At 35.4% G+C, this 12493-nt stretch carries 9 protein-coding genes; 4 read left to right on the top strand and 5 right to left on the bottom strand.

What is annotated here, in order from left to right:
- The first annotated feature begins 1 nt into the window (after position 1).
- From ACN0U3_RS02075 to ACN0U3_RS02065, 3 genes are all read left to right on the top strand, one after another.
- Positions 2–541: a hypothetical protein gene (locus ACN0U3_RS02075; protein WP_417264949.1), complete on the top strand. Its 540-nt coding sequence runs from the start codon at positions 2–4 to the stop codon at positions 539–541.
- A gap of 93 nt (positions 542–634) precedes the next feature.
- Entirely contained in the window at positions 635–3037 is a 2403-nt protein-coding gene (locus ACN0U3_RS02070) for a TonB-dependent receptor domain-containing protein (protein WP_417264948.1), read from the top strand.
- A gap of 304 nt (positions 3038–3341) precedes the next feature.
- Positions 3342–4529, top strand: coding sequence for a 1-deoxy-D-xylulose-5-phosphate reductoisomerase (locus ACN0U3_RS02065; protein ID WP_417264947.1), 1188 nt, complete (start codon positions 3342–3344; stop codon positions 4527–4529).
- Positions 4530–4680: 151 nt separating this feature from the next.
- Here the strand turns inward: ACN0U3_RS02065 and ACN0U3_RS02060 are convergent, their stop codons facing one another.
- The 4 genes from ACN0U3_RS02060 to ACN0U3_RS02045 form a co-directional block, all read right to left on the bottom strand.
- Positions 4681–7161 (bottom strand): TonB-dependent siderophore receptor, encoded by a 2481-nt coding sequence (locus ACN0U3_RS02060; RefSeq protein WP_417264946.1) that lies wholly within the window; start codon positions 7159–7161, stop codon positions 4681–4683.
- 865 nt (positions 7162–8026) lie between these two features.
- Complete coding sequence (locus ACN0U3_RS02055; protein ID WP_299202247.1) at positions 8027–8338, bottom strand: DUF3817 domain-containing protein; 312 nt, start codon at positions 8336–8338, stop codon at positions 8027–8029.
- Between the two features lie 70 nt (positions 8339–8408).
- The gene (locus ACN0U3_RS02050; RefSeq protein ID WP_299202250.1) at positions 8409–9062 is read right to left on the bottom strand and encodes a response regulator transcription factor; all 654 of its coding nucleotides are present in this window, start codon (positions 9060–9062) and stop codon (positions 8409–8411) included.
- A 3-nt stretch (positions 9063–9065) separates the two neighbouring features.
- Positions 9066–10979, bottom strand: coding sequence for an ATP-binding protein (locus ACN0U3_RS02045; protein WP_417264945.1), 1914 nt, complete (start codon positions 10977–10979; stop codon positions 9066–9068).
- A 265-nt stretch (positions 10980–11244) separates the two neighbouring features.
- Between ACN0U3_RS02045 and ACN0U3_RS02040 the strand changes: the two genes are divergently transcribed.
- A complete protein-coding gene (locus tag ACN0U3_RS02040; protein ID WP_299202257.1) occupies positions 11245–11433 on the top strand; it encodes a hypothetical protein in 189 nt (62 codons plus the stop codon).
- Positions 11434–11465: 32 nt separating this feature from the next.
- Here ACN0U3_RS02040 and ruvB read toward each other — a convergent pair whose 3' ends face one another.
- Complete coding sequence (gene ruvB / locus ACN0U3_RS02035) at positions 11466–12488, bottom strand: Holliday junction branch migration DNA helicase RuvB (protein ID WP_417264944.1); 1023 nt, start codon at positions 12486–12488, stop codon at positions 11466–11468.
- Positions 12489–12493: the final 5 nt, after the last annotated feature.

Here is a 12493-nt window from a genome sequence, read left to right as displayed (position 1 = left end):
TATGAGAAAACACATTCCATTACTTTTTATACTCGCGCTTACACTGCCGTTTATAGGAGTATATGGATGGTTGAAATTTGAAAAAGCCGCAGTTCGTAAGTCTGTCAAGCACCGTTTAATGGAGGGAATTCCCAAAGACGAGTTGATTCAATTTACTTTCGCTCTAGAAGACACCGCAAAGGTTTTAAATTGGATTCACAGCAAAGAATTTGAATACCAAGGGGAAATGTACGATATCGTAACCCGATACTACAGTAAAGACTCTGTGAAATATGATCTTTGGTGGGACCATGAGGAAACTGAACTCAATAAAAAGCTAGCAAGACTCACCAATGGTTTAATTAATCAAAATCCGGTAGAACAATCCAAAACAAACTACATCGTTTTTGTCAATAAATCTATGCTTTTTGAGCACTTAGCTGTAGGAATTAATCCACCATTCCAAAACAATGAAAAGATAAGGCCATTGGTTGCAAACATAGGTATTTATACCTCGAGAGAAACAGAACCAATATCTCCTCCTCCTCAAAAAGCAGCCTAGTTATTTCAAATGAATAAACGCCTTTTTCACTTCAAAACTTTGGAGAGAAAAACAGCGTAATAAATTCTTATTTTTTAATAAAAAAGATATTGTATGAGATTAATCATATTAATTGGGATGCTTTTGAGTATCTCTTTATCGATGGCACAAGAACTTACCGTCATTGATAAAACAACAAAAGACCCTGTTGAATTTGCTCAAGTAGGAAGCAAAGGTTCAACAAAAATGTTGATCACTGATGCAAATGGGAAAGTTGACATTACTCCATTTGTAGGGTTAAGTGACATTATATTTAGACTTTATGGATACGAAGCTCTAGAGTTTGATTATTCAGAGTTAGAGGCCCGAAACTTTCAAGTAGAAATGGAACCAAGCTTTTTCATGATGAAAGAAGTTGTGATTTCAGCGAATAAATGGAGCCAAATTTCTTCTGATGTTCCGTATAAAGTAAGCAGTTTAAAAGCCAAGGACATTGCTTTTCATAATCCGCAAACCGCGGCAGACTTACTTGCTGTTTCTGGAGACGTCTTTGTTCAAAAAAGTCAACAAGGTGGAGGTAGCCCAATGATTAGAGGGTTTTCAACCAACCGTTTACTGTATACCATTGACGGTGTGCGAATGAACACAGCAATTTTTAGAGGAGGAAACGTTCAAAACGTGATTTCTTTAGATGCATTTGCCATGGAAAGTGCTGAGGTTTTGTTTGGATCAAGTTCTACCATTTACGGAAGTGATGCAGTAGGTGGTGTAATGAGTTTCCAGACCATGAAACCAGCTTTTTCAGAGGACGAAAAACCTTTGGTGAAGGGGAAGGCCTTGATGCGGTACTCAACTGCTAACAAAGAAAACACCGGTCATTTCGACATCAATGTTGGGTGGAAAAAATGGGCCATTCTCACCAGTGTTACTGCAAGTAAGTACGACCATCTTCGACAAGGAAGTAATGGACCAGAAGATTACTTGAAAGCATATCATGTTCAGCGTATAGACAGTATCGATGTTGTAGTTGCTCAAGAAGATGAACTATTGCAAGTGGCCACTGCTTACAATCAGATCAATTTGATGCAAAAAGTACGTTATGCTCCGAATGAAAACTGGGACATCGAATATGGATTTCATTATTCTGAAACCAGTCCTTACGGGCGCTATGATCGGCATGGAGAGTTAAAAGATGGAGCTCCTAAATTTGCTGAATGGAACTACGGCCCACAAAAATGGATGATGAATCAGTTGTCAATTAACAACTATTCTTCAAATGTAATTTATGATCAAATGAGCATCAAAATTGCACATCAAAATTTTGTGGAAAGTCGAATCGACAGAAAGTTTAATAATGACAACCGCCGAACACGTGAAGAAGAGGTAACTGCATATTCAGCAAACCTTGATTTTTCGAAACGTTTAGGAGCGAAAAACAATCTGTTTTATGGATTGGAATACATCATTAACGATGTGGTTTCAACGGGTTTCAGTGAAAACATCACAACGAATGTAGTGAATCCAACCGCAGCCCGTTATCCACAATCCAATTGGCAATCCTTTGGCGCTTACATTAATGATGAGCACAAAATTACTGAGAAGTTAACCCTTCAAGGAGGTCTGCGCTATACGCATTACATGTTGGATGCTGAATTTGATAATTCATTCTATGCACTTCCTTTTGAGGAGGCCAATTTAAACAGCGGAGCCTTAACTGGAGGTTTAGGTGCTGTCTACAGTATCAATTCTAAAACTGCGCTTCGAATGAATGCTTCGACTGCTTTCCGTTCTCCGAATGTGGACGATATCGGGAAAATTTTTGATTCAGAACCAGGAGCTGTAGTAATTCCAAATCCAAATTTAAAAGCTGAATATGCTTACAATGTGGATGTTGGCGTAACACGTGTGTTTGGAAACTTTTTGAAACTGGATTTAACAGGATATTACACCTTGTTAGAAAATGCACTCGTACGTCGTAACTTTCAATTAAATGGAATGGACAGTATAATGTATGATGGTTCATTAAGTCAAGTTCAAGCCATCCAAAACGCTGCAACTGCAAATGTATATGGAATTCAAGCTGGAGTTGACATTAATCTTTCCAAAGGTTTTATGTTGACTTCCAAATTTAACTATCAAGTTGGAGAAGAAGAAATGGATGATGGAACTTTAAGTCCTTCACGCCATGCTGCGCCTTGGTTTGGAGTAACGCGATTGAGTTATACTTACCGCAAGATGCGTTTAGAAGTAAATGCCATTTACCAAGGAGAAAAATCACATGCTGATTTATCGGTAAGTGAACAAGGAAAGACAGACATCTATGCACTTGATTCCAATGGAGATACATACGCTCCAAGTTGGTATACCCTCAACTTAAAAGCGATGTATCAATTCCATGAGAATTTTTCTGTAAGTGGTGGATTAGAAAACATTACTGACCAAAGATACCGTACTTATAGCTCTGGACTTTCTGGAGCGGGTAGAAACTTTGTTTTGTCTTTGACGGCTAATTTTTAGGAATCGGAAAAAGTTAATTTAGAAGAAGGACTGTCAATTGGCAGTCCTTTTTTTGGATAATTAGAAAGAACTATGGATGCGCTGTAATAGTAGGCAGATGACGCAGATTTTTATTGTTTTTTTTACACAGAGCTACACTGAGGGTATTCACAGCTAATGAGAGATTTCATCTTGTAGTCGTCTGAACCTATCCAAATCCACCTCAATTATGCACTAGTTTTCTCGAGTTTATCCGAACAAACATTCATAATTCACAATTGATTCATTCGTAATTGACTATTTTCGTCATCTAAACTATTTTATCGTGAATACAGGCTATCAAGAAGAGGAGAAAAAGACAAAAGGAATTGCCATTTTAGGTTGCACAGGATCTATTGGTACACAGGCTTTAGAAGTTATTGAAGCTTATCCTGATTTGTTCGATTTGGAGGTAATCACAGCGAATAACAATGCTGATTTATTAATTGAACAGGCCCTAAAATTTCAACCCAACACTGTTGTAATTGTAAACAAAGATCACCTATTGAAGGTAAAGGATGCGCTTGAAGATCATGATATTCACGTATACGGAGGTAAAGAATCCTTATGTCAAGTGGTTGAATTTGGTGATGTTGATATTGTACTGACTGCCCTTATGGGATATGCAGGACTAAAACCGACCATGCATGCCATAGAAGCAAAGAAAACAATTGCTTTGGCCAATAAAGAAACCTTGGTTGTTGCTGGGGAAATGATCACCAAAATGGCCAGAGAAAATGGGGTTAATATTTACCCTGTAGATTCTGAGCACTCAGCCATTTTTCAGTGTTTAACAGGTGAATTCCACAACAAAATTGAAAAAATATACCTTACAGCCTCGGGAGGGCCTTTTAGAGGTTGGACAACTGAGCAACTGAAAGAAGTTAGCCCAGAACAAGCTTTAAAACATCCGAACTGGGAAATGGGTGCTAAAATCACAATTGATTCTGCCACATTAATGAACAAAGGTTTGGAAGTGATCGAAGCGAAATGGCTTTTTGCTTTGAAACCTGAACAAATTGATGTGATTGTACATCCGCAATCAATCATTCATTCTGTAGTACAATTTGAGGATGGAAGTATGAAAGCTCAAATGGGTTTACCAGATATGAAGTTGCCTATTCAATATGCATTGACGTATCCAGAACGTTTAAAAACAGATTATCCAAGATTTAATTTCATGGATTACCCCAATTTAACTTTCGAACAACCGAACAGAGAGGTTTTTAAAAACCTAAACCTTGCCTATAAAGCGATGGAAATGGAAGGAACTGCAGCTTGTGCTTTAAATGCGGCAAATGAAATTACCGTTCAAGCTTTCTTAGATAAGAAAATTGGTTTCTTAGATATTGCAAGCATCAATGAGAAAACAATGATGGCGATAGAGAATATTCTGAAGCCAAAATATGAAGATTATGTAAAGGTTGATGGTGAAGCCCGTGAAATTGCATGGCAATTGGTAGGAACTGTTTAAGTAAAAAAACATCATAAAAAATAGGTGTCTCAAGACTGGGAAAATGCGGCGTTGTTTTCAACATCATGCACTACACTCATTTTTGAGACACCTAACATTTCTATAACAAAGCATGACTTTTTAGAGACCTGCTTTTTATGATAACCACTGATTAAAATCTATATCCAATAACTACAGAGAAGTTTCTTGGATTTACTCTATTGATAAATCTTGTTCTATAAGCATCATAGCCTACTGTATTCATGATGTTGTTCGCGAGTAAACGAACATTAAAGTTTTTAAGTGTTGGATTTGAAATGTGTTTAAAGTCATAGTTAACTTGAGCATTTAATAAAGAATAAGCTTTGTTATTCCACGGCTCAAGATTCGGAGTAATTCCGTGGAAAGCAACATTTCCTTGTGTCCAATCGTTATACGGTCTTTCTCCTAAATAGTAGAAACCTGCTCCTACTGATAATCCTTTCAAAGCTTCATTGGCAAATGAATAGTTAATGTATGCATTCAAAGTATGAGAAGGGGTATTGTTTGGTGAAGAACCTGGAACAAATGTTGTGTGCTCTTTAAATTGCGCATCGATGTATGAGTAACCAACAATCAACTCAAGGTTTTCTAAAACACGTCCAACTAATTCAATTTCTACACCTTGTCTTTCGTCATTCCCTCCTTTGAAATAATAGTTTTGTAATTCGATTACTCCAGTGTTTGGGTTTTCAATTGCTGCTTGAATATTCATTCCTTTATTAGTGATGAAATAATAAGTAGCGTTAAACCTTAACCTATCGCCAAACCAAGAAGATTTAATTCCTGCTTCATATTGGGATATTGTTTCATTCCCCAGCGGATTTCCATCCACATCAATCCTATCTGCAGTCCGGGGATTCGTGCTGTTGGTATAAGATCCAAAAACACTTACCTCTTTCCACACATTGACCATTGCCCCAGCAATCGGATTAACAAATGTTTCAGTTACATTTGAAGTTGCAAAAGGTGCGTAGCTATTTGAAGTTCCAAAACGTACCCCACCAAATAACCTCACCCTTTCACCAATTTGCAAAACTTCTTGCGCCGAAACGCCTACTGAACTAGTTGATGTTTCTTGTGTATCTGTTAAAGAAAAGTCTCCAACATCACCTGCTAAGTTATTTCTCACATCTTCAGTAACATCAATTGTATCTACAAGGATAGAGTTGTAAGTTTCTGTTGTTAGGTTTGTTGTACGGTAATCAATACCTGCTTGGAAAGTATGTTTAAAAATTCCAGTCTCAATCTTATGTCCCACAAGGTCCATTTGAACAACTAAGCTTTTATCATGTCTTGAGTTGTTCTTACCAATTGATCTTTTATACATTGTGTTTTCAAACATGTTTATTCCTAAACTATCATTCCTATTTATAGCACTGAGAGATGAAACAACAGCATCTGAGCTATAGTTTGACAAATAAACAGCACCTCTTAAATACAGTTTTGGAGCAATGTCTCTTCTAAATCTTGCCGTATAGGTTGTAGTTTTTTGAATTGCGTTGTTGCCTTTAAATCCTAAGAACCTATCCAATGGCAATTCATAAATATCGTTTTCTGTATTTCCAGCAGACAAGTTTACCGTTCCAGGATCGAAAGCCCTGACATCATCAAGGTAATCCATTTCGAAAATAACTTCTGTTTTGCTGTCTGGTCTCCATGCCAAAGATGGATTGATATAGAATTTCTCTTGTCCTAAACCTTTAATATTGTGAAAAGTTCTTACGTTTTCATAAGCTCCATTTACTCTAAATGCAACCCTTCCTTCTTTTCCAAGTACATTTTCAACATCAAAAGTAGGTCTGAATTGATTAAATGAACCAATACGCATTGTTACGTTTCCTCTGTTTTGGAATTTTGGAGATTTCGTAACGACATTAATTATTCCTCCAGGACTTCCTAAATCTGTTGCAGCTCCCATTGTAACGGAGTTCGCTCCTTTTAATACTTGAATAGACTCTACTCCTGAGAAATCTGTGGAAAACCCACTTCCCCTAAAATCTGTATGAATACGTACACCGTTTTTCAATACTGGAATACCTCTAAACCCTCTTGAGGACATACTTTCACGAACACCACCAAAAGTTGCATAAGTATATACTCCAGCAACGTTTCGTGTCGCCTCTGAAATACTTAAGTTTCCTTGTTGTTCAATTAGTTTCTCAGATATTATAGAGATACTCTGAATTTGTTCTGTTGGAAGTAATGGCAACCTCGTGATTGCGTCCAGTTTTTCCGGTGGAGTTTCCTTATTTCCGAAAACTTCTAATTGGTCCAATACCTTTACTGGAAAAGAAAGCGTTTTATTTACTTCTGTACTTTTTTTGTCCACCAAAACTTCGAGTTGTTCAGGAACATATTCCTCACTCATGAAATCAATGATGTATTTACCATAAGGTAATTCAGTTAATATAAAATTACCATTGGCATCTGTAACAGTTTCTTTATTTAAGCTTACTATCGATACATTAGTATTTGCAACAGGCTTAACTTTTACCGAAGTTACTCTTCCATAAACTGCTCCAACTTGACTGATGGATAGATTTGTTAAACCTATAAACAGTACTGAAATAAATACTGTTATATTCCTTTGAAGATATTTTATAATTTTCATAACCCTATCCTTATTTAGACTCAATTAAAATAACGAATGTTTTCGGGTACAAACTTATGACTTTTGAAATGAATTCAACATCCCCTTTTTAGGGTATTTTATAAGAAATTAACGTTTAAATAAGAGGTGAAAGAACTTTGAGTTTTTTCTGTTTTAGATGTAAAAAACGAATCAGTCTCAAAAGTTGGGGAGGGATTGGTTCCTTTCTCAATTGATTTTATAAGAATCTAATAAAACAAATGTATGAAAAAGTGTATTTATTCTATTAGCTCCAGAGGAACGACATGTATTAACCAAGGACTGAGTCCTTGGTGTAAACCCAACGCGTGAAAAGCAATCTCATAAATAATATGAATTGTAACTTGAATGCCTAATCCCCAACAATTAGTCTTGATCCGTCTTAATCCTAAAAAACTCCGATTTGAAAGATAATGAGATATATATGAATACAAAACGCCGAGTTTTGTGCGAAACTCGGCGTTTTTTTGTAATACTAGGTTAAATAAAGTAGTAAAGCGTTTTATAATTAATGCATTACAAATATAAAACAGTTTAACCCTTTAAAATAGAGGGCTACCCCCTCAAAATTAAGCGCATAGCAGGGATTTATCTTTTTTACAACGACTTTTATCCTTCATCTGAATATTTCCGGGAATTTTAATGTCCTATCTTCGATGACCAAATGAATTTTTTTTTGGTCCAAACATAAAGCAGTATAAAAACAAAATCGCCGAGCTTTGTGCGAAACTCGGCGATTACTTGTAGTACTAAGTTAAATTAAGTAGTGTAGTGTTGTACTATACAATTAATGCATTACAAACTTACTCTAGATTACCCCACTAAAATAGGGGGGTAACCCCTCAATTTATGCTGTTACCTCTTTTTCTTGTTCTTTTTTGAAGATTTTTGCGTCTGCAACGAAGGTTCCGAAAGGAATAAGTGAAGCGAGATAAGCATAGAAGTTAATCTTAAGGTTCCATTTTTTATCTTGATTCACAAGAAATACCATAATACAGTATGCAATAAATAGAAATCCATGCGCCATTCCAACAATTTTATTTGGCATAGGCATTTCGTAATAATACTTTAATGGCATTGTTAAACCGAGCGCTAGGTAGGATATTCCTTCTATTAGCGCCAGAAGTCTGAGTACTCCTAAATTACTTGAAAAGTTCATGTTTTTTTTTGGCAAAGTTACGCATTTTTGGTCAGGGCATTCTCTTAAAACACAAAAACTGCACTCATCATTACTTCTCCAGTTCGTCAATAATATTTTTATTTTCTATAGCCCAAACAATTAATCGTTTTTTACTTGTATCAATATCCAGTTTTTTACAGATACGTGATCTATAATTTTCAACAGATTTTGAAGAGATGAACAGTAATTCTGCAATTTCTTTAGAAGAATATTTTTGAGAAACCAAGGCTAAGGTTTTAAATTCTGCTTCTGTTAACTCTTGTAACTTGCTCATTACTTCATTGTAGTGCTTCAACTCCTGTTGTACTTTTGGCGACTTACGCATAGACTTAGCAATATAAGACTCTCCACGTTTTAAACTTTCAATGCACTCAACAAGTTCATCGGAGGTATTGTCTTTTACTAAATATGCATTTGCTCCACTGTCTAATGCTTTTTTCAACATTTCTCCATCATTATACATGGTTAGTATAATCAATTTTGAAGAGCTAATTTCGCTTACGGACTCGCATACCTCAAGGCCGTTTTTGCCGGGCATATCAATGTCCAATAAACTGAAATCGGGAGCTTTTTCTAAAATGGCCTTTTCAGCATCAATTCCATTGTTAAAATCCAATATTTCCGCATTGGGATAAGCATTTTGGAGAAGTGCTTTAAGTCCACTTCTGAAAATCGGATGATCGTCTGCAATAATAAAAAGCATATCTTATTTTTTTGGGAACTTAATAATCATTTTAACACCTTTTCCAGGCTCTGAAAACAAGGAGAATTTACCTCCTATCTTATTGCTTCGTTCTTTCATTGCTGAAATTCCAAAACCTAACTCAAGAGAAGAATCAAAGCCCTTTCCATTGTCTCTATAAATATAAACAAAAGAGTTACCAACAGTTTTAAGCGTAACCTTTATCGATTTTGCTTCTGCATGTTTAATGGTATTATTGATACTTTCTTGAGTAATTCTATACAATTGATTTTGTATATGCAAATCCAATTTATCAATTTCATCAAACAATTTATAACTGGTGATCAACTGCGTACTTTTCTCAATTTTATCAAGCAATGAAATAATACTTCTTTTAAGGCCTATCTTCTCCAAAAAGGAAGGGTGCAATTCATGAGAAAGGACACGAACTTGTTGAATTAACTCTCCTAATGACTCTTCCATGTCTTCAACACTGTCTAACTGACCTTTGTTGTAGAGGTTAATTTTTGATTTAGCAACAGATAAAGACTGTCCTATGTCATCATGAAGGTCTTTAGAAATTCTTGATCTTTCATCATCTATTCGACTAATTAATTGTTGGCTAAACAAGGCTTGTTGCTTTCTTCTGGATTGTATATAACGCAAATAAAAGAAGACCACACCGATTAACAAGATGATCACACTAAAGAAAACTACGTTAAAAACACGTGATTGATAAAGCTTGTTGTCTTTTTCTAGAATAGATATACGAGCTCTTTCGTGTTCTAGTTCAGCTTCTTTCTTTTCGGTATCATAAATCACTTGAAGCTCAGCAAATTGTTTTTGGTTCTTGACCTCCTCTGTGCTGTCTTTTGTTTCTGAATACATCATGTAGGTTTCTAATGCTTCTTCAAACAATTCCATCTTTCGATAAATCTTAGATTTCAATTTATATGACTCCAATACATCATCCAAGTTTTCGTTGAGTTTAGAATAATAAATGGCAGAATCGATAAGTGTTAAGGCTTGATCGAAATCCCCTTTTGTAAGGTATGAATCGACTTTAATAATAAAAGGTTTAGCGATATGCTGAAGGTAATTTTGTTGAATAAACAAATGATAAGAAGAGTCAGCATGTAAAAAAGCCAGATTCGGTTCATTCGACTTTTGATAAGCTGCACTAAGGTTTAAATGTGTTATCGCTTTTGTATAAGGAAAACCAAGCTCATTCGCCTTATCTAAAGATTTCCTAAAATAAATGATAGACTCTTCTAACATGTCAAGCCGATCATAGACGAGACCAATATTGGTATTTAAATAAAATTTAAGGCGGTAATTTTCTAGATTTTCAGCCAACTCAATTCCCAACTGAAAATCTTGTAATGCTTTGTCATATTGTTTATTACTAAATTTAATCAGCCCAATATTACTCAACAGCATTGCTTTCAGGAATGTATCATCTGCAGCGACAGCAATCTCGTATGCATCTAAGTAATATTTTAAAGCTTGATTAGGTTTGTTGGTTAACTCACTACACGTAGCTAATCCATTCAAACTTATTACCATGCTGTTCGTATCTCCTCTTTCTTTAACTTTTTCAAAATAGTTTTTGAATTTTCTTGACGCTTCATTTGCTCTTGTTTCTACATTTAAGAAATTTCGTCGAATTTTAGTTGCATATATAAGAGTAGAATCATGCACTTCGCTCGCATAAACAATACTGGTGTCGTAATAAGCGAAAGACAAATCTATTTTACCCAGTAAATAATTATAATTGCCATAATACTGATACACTTTTGCAACCTTGGATAAGTCATTGTTCTCTTTCGCAATTTGTATAGCTCTTCTACCGCGTTCATAAACTTTAGTAGAATCATAATAGGTACTGTTTTCGATTTCTAGTAAAAGACGTTCATATTCCGATTCGTTTTGACTCAAGAGAGTAAAACTGGATATGCATATTAAGAAGAGTACTAAACGAAATGGTTTCATATACTTAAACATACTTAATATTTTTTGAAATAGAGTCAAAAAATACGTGTTTACATTGTTTAATCTAAAATTAATTAAAAGGGTTTAAAACAATATTTCCTATTTGTTAACGGGATTTAAATATTTTGACAAAATCATACATTTAACAATTTATTCTTGTTTTATAAGGTGGTTAATTGCTATATTGTGGTGAACCAAATAGAATAAAGTTATGATTGAGTTAAGTAAAAACATTTTGACAAAGGTTAGTTTTGACCGTCAACTGTTTCAAAAAGAACTTGAGAAATCTGTTCAATGGATTAGTAAGTCAGAAGACCTACAGTCCTTTAAAGAGTGGTGTATGATTGAATTTGGGCACCTTTACCCTACGGTATTAAAAAAAGTATTCTACAAAAAATAACCCCGAGGAGCCAATTGGCTCCTCTTTTTTTATTAAAACAGCCCTGTTTGAGTAGCATTAGGAGTTTTACCAAGGTGTTCATAGGCTTTTGGAGTAACCTTTCTTCCCCTTTGAGTTCTGACCAAAAATCCTTCTTGAATTAAGAAAGGTTCATATACTTCTTCTATCGTTCCAGCATTTTCACCAACAGCAGTTGCAAGGGTTGTTATTCCGACTGGACCTCCATTAAACTTATCTATTAAAGCAGTTAGTAAACGATTGTCCATTTCATCTAAACCATTTTGATCAACATTCAAAGCGGTTAATGCTATGTGCGTAATTTCAATATTAATGGTTCCATCTCCTTTAATCTGTGCAAAATCCCTAACACGTCTTAATAATGCATTGGCGATTCTAGGTGTTCCTCTACTTCTGCTCGCAATTTCGTAAGCAGCTTCATGTGTAATCGGGATATTTAACAAATCAGAAGATCGGTTAACAATCATCGTTAACGTTTTAGCATTATAATACTGTAATCGTGAGTTGATGCCAAACCTTGCTCTTAAAGGAGCTGTAAGAAGTCCTGAACGCGTTGTAGCACCAATTAGGGTGAAAGGATTCAACGCAATTTGAACAGTACGCGCATTCGGACCAGAATCAATCATTATATCGATTACAAAATCTTCCATCGCTGAATAAAGGTATTCCTCGATAACAGGAGATAACCTATGGATTTCATCTATAAAAAGAACATCTCCTTCATCTAAACTGGTTAATAATCCTGCTAAATCACCTGGTTTATCGAGTACGGGCCCTGAAGTGACCTTAAATCCAACATTTAATTCGTTGGCAATAATATTGGCAAGGGTTGTTTTTCCAAGTCCTGGTGGTCCATGAAGTAAAACATGATCGAGGGGTTCATTCCTTTGTTTGGTGGCCTGAACAAATATTTGAAGATTTTCAACGATCTTTTGTTGACCAGTAAAGTCTTCTAATGACTTTGGTCGCAAAACCCTATCAAAGTCGGTGTCAGCTCCTTCACTTTCTAATCTGTAATCAAAATCTTCTTCTTCCACGCTAA

The organism is Brumimicrobium sp., assembly GCF_048268645.1.
GTDB classification, from domain to species: domain Bacteria; phylum Bacteroidota; class Bacteroidia; order Flavobacteriales_D; family Crocinitomicaceae; genus Brumimicrobium; species Brumimicrobium ulvae.
This window is presented reverse-complemented; position numbering and strand designations above follow the sequence as displayed.

Excerpts from the sequence above, each read along its gene's own strand:
- ACN0U3_RS02075 (WP_417264949.1), top strand. The coding sequence starts at position 2 with ATGAGAAAACACATTCCATTACTTTTTATACTCGCGCTTACACTGCCG.
- ACN0U3_RS02070 (WP_417264948.1), top strand. The coding sequence starts at position 635 with ATGAGATTAATCATATTAATTGGGATGCTTTTGAGTATCTCTTTATCG.
- ACN0U3_RS02060 (WP_417264946.1), bottom strand. The coding sequence starts at position 7,161 with ATGAAAATTATAAAATATCTTCAAAGGAATATAACAGTATTTATTTCA.
- ACN0U3_RS02055 (WP_299202247.1), bottom strand. The coding sequence starts at position 8,338 with ATGAACTTTTCAAGTAATTTAGGAGTACTCAGACTTCTGGCGCTAATA.
- ACN0U3_RS02050 (WP_299202250.1), bottom strand. The coding sequence starts at position 9,062 with ATGCTTTTTATTATTGCAGACGATCATCCGATTTTCAGAAGTGGACTT.
- ACN0U3_RS02040 (WP_299202257.1), top strand. The coding sequence starts at position 11,245 with ATGATTGAGTTAAGTAAAAACATTTTGACAAAGGTTAGTTTTGACCGT.